Origin of the sequence: Halobaculum rarum, assembly GCF_040025155.1 — an archaeon.
GTDB lineage: Archaea > Halobacteriota > Halobacteria > Halobacteriales > Haloferacaceae > Halobaculum > Halobaculum rarum.
The window spans coordinates 2,415,597-2,428,925 of the sequence record NZ_CP157275.1 but is presented as its reverse complement, the minus strand read 5'-3'; the positions used below and the strand labels follow the sequence as shown (position 1 = coordinate 2,428,925).

Genomic DNA, 13,329 nt, shown 5'->3' with positions numbered 1-13,329 from the left:
GGAGACAACGCTCATGAACCGCCGCCGGGAACGGATGTGCATGACTACCGACGATGCACACCACCCGGGTGATGGCTCCCGGGCGTGGTTCGCCGGCGGCGACGGGGAGTCGCCGGCCGACCGCGTCCGCGACGGCGACGCTGAGGCACCGGCGGACTGGCCCGCGCTGGCCGTCGAGTCCGGGTTCGCGGCCGACGAGGACGACTACTACGCGACGCTCCGCGAGGCGACCGTGGCAGCGACCCGCGCCGAGGTCGACGAGCGCGAGCGCGCCGACGACCGTCAACTGCTCCACGCGGTTCGCGCAATGGACGACGCCGAGCGCGTCGCGAACGAGCTCGCGGAGCGCGTCTCCGAGTGGGCGGGGACGTTGTTCCCCGATGCAGGCACGGGTGTTGAGGGTTGTCGCAAACTGGCCGAACGCGATCCGGATGGCTCGGCCGAGGAGCGCGTCGTCTCGCTTGCGACCCGCGTCACGGACCTCGCACACGAGGCGGGGGAGCTGGAGGCCTTCATCGAGTCGCGCGCGCCCGTCGCCGCGCCGAACCTCTCGGCGTTGGCGGGGCCGGTGCTCGCCGCGCGACTCATCTCGTTGGCGGGCGGGCTGGAGACGCTCGCGAAGAAGCCGTCAGGGACGCTGCAGGTGCTCGGCGCCGAGGACGCGCTGTTCGCGCACCTCCGCGGTCACGGCACCTCGCCTAAACACGGCGTTATCTATACCCACGAGTACGTCCGCGGGACGCGGCCGGAGGACCGCGGCTCCGCCTCGCGGGCGCTCGCCGGGAAACTGACCATCGCCGCACGCATCGACCACTACTCGGGCGACTATCGCCCCGAGTTGGAGGCGGAGTTGGACGAGCGGATGCGGACGATCCGTGTCCGCGCTGAGGAGGACGGCGGTGGTTCGGAATGACCGGACCCGACGCGTCGCTCCCGAACGGCGTCGAGCGCCGCGAATTCGACGGCGACGAGCGACTCTGCACGCGCGGGACGCCGGTGTACGGCGAGCCGACCGACGGCGAGTGGCGCGCGTGGGACGCCGGCCGGTCGAAGCTCGGCGGGATGCTCGAACTCGGGATGGACACCGGACTCGTGGGCGACGAGACAGTACTCTACCTCGGCGCCGCAAACGGTACCACGGTCAGCCACGTCGCCGACTTCGCCGGGCCGACCTATGCCGTGGAGTTCTCGCCGCGCCCGGTTCGCGACCTGCTCGACGCCTGCGAGCCACGACCGAACCTCTTCCCGCTGCTCAAGGACGCACGACGACCGGAAACGTACGCGCACGTCGTCGAGGCCGACTGCGACGTGGTCGTGCAGGACGTTGCGACTCGCGGACAGGCCGACGTGGCGGTCAGGAACCGGACGTTCCTCGCCGACGACGGCCGACTCCTGCTGGCCGTGAAGGCGCGCTCGGAGGACGTGGCCGCCGCTCCCGACGCCGTGTTCGACGACGTGCTTTCGGAGTTGAAGTCGACCTACGAGGTGCTGGAGACCCAGCCGCTCGGCCGGTTCCACGAGGACCACCTCGGCGTCGTCGCGACGCCGCGATAGCGCCGCCACTGGGTACGTCCGCCGCTCTACGCGCGTTCGCCGCCCTTCGCATGCTCACCGCTCTCCATACGCTCGGGGCCCACGGTTCGGTTCCCTGTCCCTGAACGCCGGCGGTAATTGCTCGGCCGCGCGTCGGCGCGGCTACGCGGACTGCACGTCCGGCCCCGTCACCCGACCGGACGCCTGCACGTCCGGGACGCACTGCCCTCGTCATCCGGTTTGAACGTTCGTCTCGACGCGCCGGATAACACAGGGGCAGTCACGTCAATACAACGCTAGGTCCGGGGGCCGGTTTCCCGAGATATATACCACCGCACGCCGAAGCCGTCGGCGATGGATACGGGTTCGGCGTCGCCGTTCGAGCGGATGGGCACGCTTGGAGTCGAGGAGGAGTTCTACGTCGTCGACAGCGACGGGCGGCCGACCTCCGGGAGCGATCAGCTCGTGTACGGTGACCGCGAGCCCCCCGAGCCGCTCGCGGGACGTATCGATCACGAGCTGTTCAAGTCCGTCATCGAGACCCAGACCCCGTTGATCGAGGAGCCGGGCTCCGTTCGCGAGCACGTGAGCACGGTGCGGGAAACGCTCGTCGAGCACGCCGAGTCGTACGACCTCCGGGTCGCGGGGGCCGGACTCCACCCGGCGGCGGTCTGGCGCGAGCTCGACCACGCGAAGAAACCACGCTACCGATCGCAGTTGGACCGGATCCAGTACCCGCAACACCGCAACACGACCGCCGGACTCCACGTTCACGTCGGCGTCGACGACGCGGACAAGGCGACGTGGATCGCCAACCGAGTCCGCTGGGTTCTCCCGCCGCTGTTGGCGCTGTCGGCGAACTCGCCGTTCTGGAACGGCTTCGACACCGGGCTCGCGTCCGCCCGAGCGAAGGTGTTCGAGAACCTCCCGAACACCGGGATGCCCGGGTACTTCTCCGACTTCGCGGCGTACGACGCCTTCGAGCGGCGAATGGTCGAACACGGCTCGATCGAGGACCGCGGCGAACTCTGGTTCGACGTGCGCCCGCACACCGGGCACGGCACCGTCGAGGTTCGTACGCCGGACGGACAGTCCGATCCCGACGTCGTCTGTGCGTTCGTGGAGTACGTCCACGCGCTCGTCGTCGATCTGGCCGAACGCTATGAGGACGAATCCGACCCGACTACCGGCGACGTCGGGGGAGGTGCTGCGGACGGCTCCGGCCACGCCGGCGGGCTCCGCCGGGAGCTGCTCGACGAGAACAAGTGGCGCGCCATGCGCCACGGCCGCGACGCCGACTTCGTCGACCGCGACGGCGACTCGGTGGTCGACCTGACGACGGTCGTCGACCGCGAGTGCGACCGTCTCGACGTCGATGGATTGCGGTTCTTGCTCGAGCGCGAGTCGGGTGCGTCGCGCCAGCGCCGGATCCGCAAGGAGCGGGGCATCGACGCCCTGTGTCGCGATCTCCTGATCGACGAGCACGACGCCTAGGCCGGCGGATCGGTCCGGTCCGAACGGCCACCGTGAGAGTCGGCGACGGGGTTTTCCCTGCGGAGTTCTGACCGGCGAGATGGGACACATGGCTACCGACGAGGCCCCCGAAGACGGCGGCGAGACGGACGGCGCCGACGACGAGGACGCCCCGCGAGAGGAGCTACGCGAGGCCGCACAGCGGCTCGAGTCGAGCGCGGCCGACGTCGCCCACGTCGCCGACGGCTTCGACGAGCGTATCGTCGACCTGTTGGCGTGGCTGCTCGACACCGAGACGCGGGCGCGGATCTACGTGTACCTCCGCGAGCATCCCGGCTCCACGAGCGAGGAGGTCGCGGACGGGACGGGGCTGTACCCGAGCACCGTGCGCGAGGCGCTCGCGGAGCTCAACGACGAGGAGACCGTCACCCGAACGAAACGGGAGTCCGCCGGCGCCGGCAACAACCCGTACGAGTACGAGGCGATCGAGCCCGCCGCGCTCGTCGAGGGCGCGGTCGGGCAGGTGCAAGACCAACTAAACGCCGTGTTCACGCTCGATTCCCGACTGACGGGCGACGGCGAGCCCGCCGGCGAGACGAGCGAGCCGGTTCGCATCTCCGTCGAGACAGAGCGGGACGACGAGTAACGTCGCTTTTAGGTGCCGGCGCGTCCACGGCCGGGTATGAACGTCGCGCTGGGCGGGACATTCGACCCGGTCCACGACGGCCACCGCGCGCTGTTCGAGCGCGCGTTCGAGCTCGGGGACCTCACCGTTGGACTCACCTCCGACACGTTGGCCCCGGAGACACGTCACACGGACCGGTACGTTCGGCCGTTCGCCGAACGGAAGCGCGACCTCGACGCGGAGATCGCGCCGCTCGCGGCCGAACACGGCCGCGAATACGAGATCCGCGAGCTGACGAAACCGACAGGGATCGCCGTCGAGCCGGGGTTCGACGCGCTGATCGTCTCCCCGGAGACGCAGTCGGGCGCGGAGCGAGTCAACGAGATCCGCGAGCAGAAGGGCCTGCCCAGCCTCCGGATCGAGGTCGTCGACCACGTCCCCGCCGAGGACGGCGATCGGATCTCGTCGACGCGGATCGTCCGCGGGGAGATCGACCGCCACGGCAACCGCACGCCCGACCGCGAGGGGCGTGGCCCCGAGCAGCCGGACGCGGAGTGACGGGGCGATGGCCGGTGTCGACGCCGCGATCGACTGGCTGGCGCGTCGGTCGCGGGCGACGCAGCTGATCCTCGTCGGCGTCGTCGCGCTCCTGCTGGGCTATCAGACGATTCGCCTCGCCGGACGGGACCCGAGCAGCGAACTCGCGTACGTCGGCGGCGCGCTGTTTCTCTTGGGCCAACTGGCCGGGTTCACCGGGCTGGCGCTGCTCGCGTATCGACTGCTCACGGAGTAGCCCAAACCACGTCGTCGACCACTCAGAGCGGTCGCCTCACCACGACGGCGGTCGGAACCCGGCGTCCTCGAGGACGTCCTTCCAGTGCTGCTGAACGGAGAGACGTGTCACATCCATCGCCTCGGCGACAGCGGTCTGTGGCCGCTCGTCGCCGGCGATGAGCGCGCCGGCGTACAGCGCGGCCGCGGCCATCGCGGGCTTCGACCGGTCGTCTTCGGGGACGCCGGAGAGGAACAGGTCGGTCGCGTTCGAGCGTGCCTCGGCGGACAGCTCCAGCGACTCGGCGGCTCGGTGGAGTCGCGAGAGCCACTCCTCGTTCTCCACCTCGTCGCTGGCGCGGTACATCGATATCTGGTTCGGGGCGGGCGGTGATAAATCGTGTCGCCTCGGTCCGACAGCTACTTACGGCGAATCGGGATACTGTGTGGCGAGCGCGGGTAGCCAAGCCAGGCCAACGGCGCAGCGCTTAGGACGCTGTCCTGTAGAGGTCCGCCGGTTCGAATCCGGTCCCGCGCATTCTTCGGATCGACCGCAGGGAGAGCCGTGAGAATGAGACACGGAGCGGAGCGACCCGTAAGCGAAGAGCGAGGCGATCGCTTCGCTCGCGCCTCGATGAGAACGGGAAAGAGCGTCACCGCCCGCTCGTACCCGCCGAGATAGCCGGCACTTACCGGGGGTGACAGCGGTACATGCCGAGTAAGAACGACGATCGGTCGAGACGAGCGCGGGCATCGATCCCCCGTAAACGCGTCCATAACGAATTAGCTCGGCGTAGGAGCACCGAACGAGTCCAACCCATGCACACACAGCGACGGGCGACGGTTCGGCCCTTCCGTCCCGAGGACCGTGACGCCTTCCTCGACCTCTACGAGGCGGTGTGGGGGACCCGTAAGGGCAAGGAGTGGTTCGCCTGGCGGTTCACCGCGAATCCGTACGTCGAGGAGGTCCCCATGGTCGTCGCCGAGGCCGACGGGGAACTCGTGGGCGCGGAGCCGTGCCTCGCCGTCCCCCTCCGCGCCGGCGACGCGTCGGCGCTGGCGTTCCAGCCTGCCGACTGGATGGTCCACCCGGACCACCGCCGTCGCGGGCTGTTCACCGAGATGACCGAACGGCTGCTAGATCGGTACGAAGACGGGCCGCCGGACTTCTACTACAACTTCCCCTCGGCGGCGATCCTCCCCGGGCTCCAGTCGTTCGACTGGCGCGAGGTCGGTACCCTTTCGACGTACTACCGGGTGCAGGACCTCTCCCGGCTCGCGGCTGCGCGGTCGACAGAGAAGCCACAGTGGAAGGCGGCGGCCGGACTCGGATACCTCGCCGCACCGGTGGTCAGCGGGCTCACATCGCTGAACGGCGGGGCCACCGATCCACCCGGGGAGTGGACCGTCGATCGACACAAGACGACGCCGACGGCGACGCTCGTCGATCTGTACCGGTCCAGCGTTCCGGAGACGATCCACGTCCGTCGCGACCCCCGCTGGTACCGCTGGCGGCTCGCGAATCCACGGTGGGACCCGACGACGTACGTCGTCAACGACGAGCACGGTACGCCGGCCGCCGCGCTCGTCGCGGTCGCCCACGGCCGCCGTGGCGAGTCCGATTCCACCGGGCCGCGGAAGGTCTCGGTGCTCGATGTGGTACCGGCCGACGGATCGGCGCCGACGGGGAGCTACGAGGCGCTGTTGTCGGCCCTCGTCGCGGACGCCGACGACGCGGACGTGCTGAAGTGCGCAGGCGCGTCACTCCCGCGGTCGGTGCTGCGCCGGTACGGCTTCAGGGCGGACGACGAGTTCCCGCTGTCGATGGTCTCGACGCCGACTCGGTTGATCGCCCGGCCGACAGTCGTCGACAGCGAGGACGACGCCGACGCGGAGCCCGATACCGGGGATCGGGTCGACCCGAGTGGGGCGGAGCGCTGGCGGCTCGGAGCCGCCGATCTCATAGACCCCGAGAGCTGGAGCGTCCAGCTTAGCGGGCAGGACATCGCGTGAGGTCCTCCTCGCCAAACGGCGAGACTTCCCATACCGCACGTCGGGAGAGACTCGGTGCCGGCGAGGTACCGTCGGCATCGTGGCCGTCGCGACATCCAGCGGGAGCGTAAGACGATCGCATGACGGTGCCGAAACCGATATCAACGCGCCGCGAAACGTTCAGACAATGACTACTTCGGCCGACCTCCTCGCCGACCTCGTCGCGGACGTCGACGGGGTATTCCTCTTCGCACCGACCGGATCGACGTACGAGGACTACCGCGAGGTCGACGGCGAGTCGGTCGTCGTCGTCGCTCAGGAGAACGACCACGACGCCGAGCGCTACGTGGAGCTTCCGCTGGAGTTCGACAACGTTCGCGACCGGATCCGCTTCGGCGTCGAGGGGGCAATGGACCACGGCTACTGTGCCGACGGCGACGTGGTCGCGTGCGCAGTCGGCGTGTTCGGCGACCCGATCGACAGCGTGATCCGCACGCCCGTCACCGAGTCGATGCACTCGGGTATCTACGACCTGTTCGCCAACTCTCGCGCGGACCCGGCCGTCGTTCGGGACGTCTTCGACGTGGCGATCGAACTCGGGAAGAAAGGACAGAAGGGCAAGCCCGTCGGCGCGCTGTTCGTCGTCGGCGACGCGGGCAAAGTGATGAACAAGTCGCGACCGCTCAGCTACAACCCCTTCGAGAAGAGCCACGTTCACGTGGGCGACCCCATCGTGAACGTGATGCTCAAGGAGTTCTCCCGGCTCGACGGCGCGTTCGTCATCAGCGACTCGGGGAAGATCGCCTCGGCGTACCGCTACCTCGAGCCGGGCGCGGAGGGGGTCGACATCCCGAAGGGACTGGGCGCGCGCCACATGGCCGGCGGCGCCATCACGCGCGACACGAACGCCATCGCCATCGTGCTCTCGGAGTCTGACGGACTCGTCCGTGCGTTCAAGGGCGGGCGGCTCATCCTCGAACTCGACCCGGAGGAGTACTGACGCATGATCGACGTGAGTCCCATCGCGACCGTCGAGCCTGTGCCGTCGACGGCATCGCGTGTCGCCTCGGCTGCACCGCCGCTCCAGTCCGTGGGTGAGCCGGTTCGCTCGGCGTTGACGAGTCTTCCGGCGCGCCTGTGGCTGGCGCTCGGCGTGATCGTACTCGCCGCGTTCCTCGGCTATCTCGTCGTTCGCGTGAACCGCCGGATCCTCGTCGGCGCCGGCGTCCCCGAGACGATCGAGGGGACGGCGTTCGAGCGGACCGCCCGCGAGTTCGGCACGTCGACCGTCTCGCTCGTCGCGAACCTCTCGGGGTACTTCATCTTCATCCTCGGGCTCATCGTCGCGCTGACGATCGCTCGGGTGGAGTACATCTCCACCTTCTGGAACCGAACCGCGGGCTTCCTTCCGTCGCTGTTTCTCGCCGTCCTCGTGCTCATCGTCGGCCTCGTCGTCGGCGACAAGGTCGAACTGCTGATCGACGACCGCCTGCGCGGGGTGAAGCTCCCGCAGGCCGGGATCGTTCCCTCCCTCGCCAAGTGGTCGGTGGTGTTCATCGCGGTGCTCGTCGCGCTCGGGCAGATCGGCGTCGACACCGCCGCGCTGGTCGTCCTCCTGGCCACGTACGGCTTCGCGCTCGTCCTGTTCGGCGGGCTCGCGTTCCGGGACCTGCTCGCGTCCGGCGCCGCCGGCTTCTATCTCCTGCTCGAACAGCCGTACAGCATCGGCGACCGCGTCCGCATCGGCGACACCGACGGCGTCGTCCAAGAGGTGAACGTGTTCGTCACGCACGTCGAGAGCGACGGCGCGGAGTACGTCGTCCCGAACCGACACGCGTTCACCGAGGGCGTCGTCCGCATCCGGGAATAAGGAGAACGCTGACTCGCCCGACGCCTCAGTTCTCGTTCTGCTCGCCGTCGCCCGTCTCCCGCTCGACCGGCTCCGCCGGCACGCCGGCGACGGTCTCCCCCGGCGGCACGTCGTCGGCGACGAGGGAGTTCGCCGCCACCTGGGCGTCGGCGCCGATGTGGACGCCCGGAAGCACGGTCACGTTCGCGCCCAGCATCGCGCGGTCGCCGACGACCACGTCGCCGAGGCGGTACTCGTCCTGGAGAAACTCGTGGCACAACAACACCGAGTCGTAGCCGACGATCACGTCGTCGCCCAGTTCGATCCGCTCTGGCCAGAACACGTCCGGCGTCGCCTCCAACCCCCACGAAACGCCGGATCCAACCGTGGCACCCAGGCGACGGAGGAGCCAACTCTTCAGTCGCAGGCTCGGCGAGATCCGGATCAGCCAGACGACGAGGTAGTTGAGCGCGACCGTCACCGGAGATCTCGCGTCGGTCCAGTAGCGCAGGGAGTTGTGTCCGCTCGGCGTCGGGTGGCGCTCCACGCGGTCATAGCGGGCCGGGCGGCCGTCCCCGCCGTCGGCAACGCCGTCTCCGGCGCGGTGTGCGTCGGCCTCGTCGTCGGTGGTCACAGGGTGAGCATCGACGTCGCCGCTAATCAATCTCGTGCGTTCGAGACCGAGCGAACGGGGAGTGCCTCACGGACGAGGGTTCTTCACCGATGACGGGACCACCGCCGCCATGCAGTGACTCACGCCTCGGACCGCGTCGCGAAATCGTGACGTGGGCGGTCCGAGTCCGTCGCGGCCGCGTCACGTGTTCGCCAGCAGCCACCCGTCAGCGACGCGTCCGTGCCGCCAGCGACGCGACCGAGACGACCGGAGACTCCGGCGGGCTACTCGCCGCGCAACTCCGCCATGTGATCGATTCGTGACTGCACCAGCTCCGCAGTGCCGATATCGTGGCGCACGTGGAACCCGTCGTCGACCATCGACAGCGCGTCCTCGGCGTCAGCCTCCGCCGCCGCGATGGAGTCGCCGAGGCCGACGACCGCGAACGAGCGCGACGTGGTCGTGAACAGGCCGTCCTCGCGCTGGTCGACGCTCGCGTAGAACAACAGCGCGTCGCCGACGCTGTCCTCGTTCACCTCGATCCGTGCGCCGGCGTCCGGCTCGACCGGGTAACCCGCCGGCACCGCGTACTTGCAGACTGTCGCTTCGCCGGAGAATTCGAGGTTCGGAAGCGGCTCGTCGTCGCGGGCAGCCGTCAGCACGTCGATGAACGGCGTCGCGAGCACCGGCAGCGTGTTCATCGCCTCGGGGTCGCCGAAGCGCGCGTTGAACTCGACGACCTTCGGGCCGTCAGCGCCGAGCATGAACTGGCCGTAGAGGACGCCCTTGTACTCGGGGAGCCCGTCGACGACGGCCTCGATGACCTCGACGGCCGCCTCATAGTCCGTGTCGGTCATGAACGGAAGCGTCCGGTCCGTGTCGGAGTAGCTGCCCATCCCGCCAGTGTTGGGCCCCTCGTCGCCCTCGTAGGCGCGCTTGTGGTCCTGAATCGCGGGCGTGGTGCGGACCTCGCCGTTCGCGACGAACGCCTGCACGGTGAACTCCTCGCCGACGAGGCGCTCCTCGATCACCCACTCGTCCCACTCGGCGTCGAGGATGTAGTCGACCGCGGCCTCGGTCGTCAGCTGGTCGCCCGTCACGCGGACGCCCTTGCCGCCGGTGAGACCGACCGGCTTGACTGCGACGTCGCCGTCGTACCCCTCGACGTACTCCGCGGCCGCCTCCGCCGAATCGAACGTCTCGAAGTCCGGGTTCCCCGGGACGTCGTGTTCGTCCATGAATCGTCGCTGGAACGCCTTGTCGGTCTCGATACGGGCCTCCTCGGCTCGCGGGCCGAAGGTGTAGACGCCGGCACCGTCGAGGGCGTCGGCGACGCCCGCCTCCAGGGCCGACTCGGGACCGATGACCGCCAGGTCCGCGTCGACCCGCCGGGCATAGTCGACGACGGCGTCGGCGTCCCGTTCGCCGATCTGCTCGAACCCGTCAGCGAGCGACGCGATCCCGGGGTTACGGTTGCTCGCGCAGGCGTATAGCGAGGCGTCGTCGGCGACCGCGCGGGCGATGGCGTGTTCGCGTCCGCCGCCCCCGACGAGGAGCACTGTCTCGGACATGCTCGATGCGATACTGCACGGGCGTGTAAGCTTTACTCTCTCAACGGCACCCAGTGCTCACGTGCGTGCATCATAAATCGCCGCGCGCGGGAGAGGCGACCCACGGCCGCCCCGCTTATCCGTCCCGCCGCCGACCGACCGGCAATGAGCGATCCGACGGCGCGAAACCGGCTGGACGAGGAGGCCAGCCCGTACCTGCGCCAACACGCGGACAACCCGGTCCACTGGCAGCCGTGGGACGACGACGCGCTCGCGGCGGCCCGCGAGCGCGACGTACCCCTCTTTCTGTCGGTGGGCTACTCGGCGTGCCACTGGTGTCACGTCATGGAGGAGGAGTCGTTCGAGGACGACGCCGTCGCCGAGGTTCTCAACGACGAGTTCGTGCCCGTGAAAGTCGACCGTGAGGAGCGGCCCGATCTCGATCGGGTGTACCAGACCGTAAACCAACTCGTCAACGGGCGCGGCGGCTGGCCGCTCTCGGTGTGGCTCACGCCCGATGGGAAGCCGTTCTACGTCGGGACGTACTTCCCGCGCGACGGCCGCCAGGGGATGCCCGGGTTACTCGAGGTGTGTCGCAACATCGCGAACTCGTGGAACGACCCGAACCAGCGCGCGGACATGGAGGCCCGCGCCGACCAGTGGACCGCCGCCGCCCGCGACGAACTGGAATCGACCGGCGCCGGCGGCACTGACGCGTCCCTGACCGAAGGGGGATCCGAGAACGAACTCCCGGATTCGGACGTACTCTCGGACGCCGTCACCGCCGCGCTTCGCAGCGCCGACCGCGAGCACGGCGGCTTCGGTCGACAGGGGCCGAAGTTCCCGCAGACGGGGCGCCTCGATCTCCTCATGCAGGCGTACGCGCGCAGCGGCCGCGAGGAACCCTTGAACGTCGCCGTCGAGACGCTCGACGCGATGGCCGACGGCGGGCTGTACGACCAGGTCGGCGGCGGCTTTCACCGCTACTGCACCGACCGCGAGTGGGTCGTCCCCCACTTCGAGAAGATGCTGTACGACAACGCCGAGCTGGCGCGCGTCTACCTCGACGCCCACCGCCTGCTCGGTCGGCCGAAGTACGCGACCGTCGCTCGGGAGACGCTCGCGTTCCTCGATCGCGAGCTCTCCCACCCGAACGGCGGGTTCTACGGCACGCTCGACGCCGACTCCGGCGAGGGAGAAGGCGAGTTCTACGTCTGGACGCCCGAGTCCGTCGCGGAGGCGCTCGCGGCCGCCGATCACGAGTTCGAGGCCGACGACGCGGAGTTGGTGTGCGACCGGTTCGGCGTCGAATCGGGCGGTAACTTCGAAGGCGGGACGACCGTGCTCACTCGTGCGACCGCCGTCGAAGACCTCGCGGAGACGCACGATCTCCCGGTCGAGGCGGTACGCGAGCGACTGATGCGCGCCCGGACGGCGCTGTTCGACTACCGGGAGTCGACCCGCGAGCGCCCGCCGCGCGACGAGAAGGTGCTCGCGGGGTGGAACGGGCTCGCGATCTCGGCGTTCGCCGCGGCCGGCCACACGCTCGACCCGAAGCTGGCGGACCGCGGCACCGATGCGCTCGGATTCGTCCGCGAGCACCTCTGGGACGGCGACCGCCTCAGCCGACGCTACATCGAACGCGAGGGCGACGCGGTCGGCGAGGGCGAGGTGAAGGAGAACGGGTACCTCGAGGACTACGCGTACCTCGGGCGGGCGGCCCTCGACCTGTACGGCGTCACCGGCGACGCGGACCACCTCGGGTTCGCGCTCGCGCTCGGACGGACTGTCGTCGACACGTTCTACGACGCCGACGACGGGACGATCTACTCGACTCCGAGCGACGCCGAGGACCTGGTCGTCCGCCCGCAGGAACCGACGGACGCCTCGACCCCCTCCAGCCTCGGCGTGGCGACGCGACTCCTGCTCGATCTCGACCTGTTCGCGCCCGACGAGGACTTCGCCGCCGTCGCCCGCGACGCGCTGGCGACCCACGCAGGCGACGTGACAACCTCGCCACTGGAGCACGTCACGTTGGCGCTGGCGGCCGCGCGCGATCAAGCCGGCCCCTTCGAACTCACCCTCGCGTGCGACGAGGTGCCCGCGGACTGGCGGGACACCCTCGCGAGTCGGTACCTTCCGGGCGTCGTGATCGCCCCGCGTCCGCCGACCGCGGAGGGCGTCGCCGCCTGGGTCGACGACCTCGGGCTCGCGGACGTCCCGCCGATCTGGCGCGACCGCGACGCGCGCGACGGGGCGCCGACGGCGTACGCGTGCCGCGACTTCACCTGCTCGCCGCCGAACCACGACCTCCGCGCGGCGCTGGAGTGGGTCGCCGGGGAGTGACCTCCTGCCGCTCGGCGGTGCCGCGGATCGCCCCCGGCGTCCACGCCGAGGGTGACACCGCCCGCAGAGCGTAACCGCTTTGCCCGGCGGCGGCGACCCGGAGGTATGACCACGGTCTGTCTCGTCGGCGAGCCCGAGACCGACCTGCGCTACGAGTTGCTCTCGCGGGAGACGGCACGGGAGGCGCTCGCGACGTACGACCTCCGGTCCCCGTTCGAGAACTCGATCGCGCTCGACACCGTCAGCCTCGGCGCCGCGGTGTCGCTGTGCAACGACCTCAACTGGTATCTCGTCCGCTTCGTCGACGAGGTGCTGATCCGGGAGCCGTCGATCACCCGCGACGAGTGGCTTTCCCGGACGCTGGCGACCGCCGTCCGCAACGACGCCGTCCGTCGCGAGGAGACCGACCGGTTCCTGAAGCTGTACGGGCTGGAGGACGGTCGGCTCGTCGAGCCGATGTACCTCGCGCGCAGCGACGACGCCGAGCTCCCGGAGTACGACCTCCGCGACGTGGACGAGACGGTCGGCGTCCGGGTCACGCGTGAGGAGTTCGACGACTGAGTCGGAGCTGGCCGTT

Annotated in this window: 14 protein-coding genes and 1 tRNA gene; 12 read left to right on the top strand and 3 right to left on the bottom strand. The window is 69.6% G+C overall.

Annotated features, from left to right (window positions below):
• Positions 1 to 40 precede the first annotated feature (40 nt).
• The 6 genes from ABJD39_RS12505 (at position 41) to ABJD39_RS12480 (ending at position 4,424) form a co-directional block, all read left to right on the top strand.
• Entirely contained in the window at positions 41 to 913 is an 873-nt protein-coding gene (locus ABJD39_RS12505) for an NOP5/NOP56 family protein (RefSeq protein ID WP_348609177.1), read from the top strand.
• The gene (locus ABJD39_RS12500) at positions 910 to 1,554 is read left to right on the top strand and encodes a fibrillarin-like rRNA/tRNA 2'-O-methyltransferase (RefSeq protein WP_348609174.1); all 645 of its coding nucleotides are present in this window, start codon (positions 910 to 912) and stop codon (positions 1,552 to 1,554) included. Before ABJD39_RS12505 ends, ABJD39_RS12500 begins: the two co-directional genes overlap by 4 nt.
• A 333-nt stretch (positions 1,555 to 1,887) precedes the next feature.
• Entirely contained in the window at positions 1,888 to 3,027 is a 1,140-nt protein-coding gene (locus ABJD39_RS12495) for a glutamate--cysteine ligase (protein ID WP_348609172.1), read from the top strand.
• An 88-nt stretch (positions 3,028 to 3,115) separates the two neighbouring features.
• Positions 3,116 to 3,652, top strand: a complete 537-nt coding sequence (locus ABJD39_RS12490) for a winged helix-turn-helix domain-containing protein (RefSeq protein ID WP_348609169.1) — start codon at positions 3,116 to 3,118, stop codon at positions 3,650 to 3,652.
• Between the two features lie 36 nt (positions 3,653 to 3,688).
• The gene (locus ABJD39_RS12485; RefSeq protein WP_348609165.1) at positions 3,689 to 4,189 is read left to right on the top strand and encodes a phosphopantetheine adenylyltransferase; all 501 of its coding nucleotides are present in this window, start codon (positions 3,689 to 3,691) and stop codon (positions 4,187 to 4,189) included.
• A 7-nt stretch (positions 4,190 to 4,196) separates the two neighbouring features.
• Positions 4,197 to 4,424 (top strand): hypothetical protein, encoded by a 228-nt coding sequence (locus tag ABJD39_RS12480; RefSeq protein ID WP_348609162.1) that lies wholly within the window; start codon positions 4,197 to 4,199, stop codon positions 4,422 to 4,424.
• Between the two features lie 36 nt (positions 4,425 to 4,460).
• Here the strand turns inward: ABJD39_RS12480 and ABJD39_RS12475 are convergent, their stop codons facing one another.
• Complete coding sequence (locus ABJD39_RS12475; protein ID WP_348609160.1) at positions 4,461 to 4,769, bottom strand: transcription initiation factor IIB family protein; 309 nt, start codon at positions 4,767 to 4,769, stop codon at positions 4,461 to 4,463.
• Positions 4,770 to 4,855: 86 nt separating this feature from the next.
• On the opposite strand from ABJD39_RS12475, the gene ABJD39_RS12470 reads away from it, so the two are divergent.
• From ABJD39_RS12470 to ABJD39_RS12455, 4 genes are all read left to right on the top strand, one after another.
• Positions 4,856 to 4,940: transfer RNA gene (locus ABJD39_RS12470), tRNA-Leu, on the top strand.
• A gap of 281 nt (positions 4,941 to 5,221) precedes the next feature.
• Entirely contained in the window at positions 5,222 to 6,415 is a 1,194-nt protein-coding gene (locus tag ABJD39_RS12465; protein WP_348609159.1) for a GNAT family N-acetyltransferase, read from the top strand.
• 166 nt (positions 6,416 to 6,581) lie between these two features.
• On the top strand, positions 6,582 to 7,394 hold the full coding sequence (gene dacZ, locus ABJD39_RS12460; RefSeq protein WP_348609156.1) for a diadenylate cyclase DacZ: 813 nt from the start codon (positions 6,582 to 6,584) through the stop codon (positions 7,392 to 7,394).
• A gap of 3 nt (positions 7,395 to 7,397) precedes the next feature.
• A complete protein-coding gene (locus ABJD39_RS12455) occupies positions 7,398 to 8,264 on the top strand; it encodes a mechanosensitive ion channel domain-containing protein (protein ID WP_348609154.1) in 867 nt (288 codons plus the stop codon).
• Between the two features lie 25 nt (positions 8,265 to 8,289).
• Here ABJD39_RS12455 and ABJD39_RS12450 read toward each other — a convergent pair whose 3' ends face one another.
• Together ABJD39_RS12450 and purD are read right to left on the bottom strand one after the other, a co-directional pair.
• Positions 8,290 to 8,877: an acyltransferase gene (locus ABJD39_RS12450; protein ID WP_431357848.1), complete on the bottom strand. Its 588-nt coding sequence runs from the start codon at positions 8,875 to 8,877 to the stop codon at positions 8,290 to 8,292.
• Between the two features lie 263 nt (positions 8,878 to 9,140).
• The gene (gene purD / locus ABJD39_RS12445; RefSeq protein WP_348609151.1) at positions 9,141 to 10,427 is read right to left on the bottom strand and encodes a phosphoribosylamine--glycine ligase; all 1,287 of its coding nucleotides are present in this window, start codon (positions 10,425 to 10,427) and stop codon (positions 9,141 to 9,143) included.
• A 144-nt stretch (positions 10,428 to 10,571) separates the two neighbouring features.
• Between purD and ABJD39_RS12440 the strand changes: the two genes are divergently transcribed.
• Positions 10,572 to 12,752, top strand: coding sequence for a thioredoxin domain-containing protein (locus ABJD39_RS12440; RefSeq protein WP_348609148.1), 2,181 nt, complete (start codon positions 10,572 to 10,574; stop codon positions 12,750 to 12,752).
• A gap of 105 nt (positions 12,753 to 12,857) precedes the next feature.
• Positions 12,858 to 13,313 carry a DUF5804 family protein gene (locus ABJD39_RS12435; RefSeq protein WP_348609145.1) on the top strand — a complete coding sequence of 152 codons (456 nt, stop codon included), beginning with the start codon at positions 12,858 to 12,860 and terminating at the stop codon, positions 13,311 to 13,313.
• Positions 13,314 to 13,329: the final 16 nt, after the last annotated feature.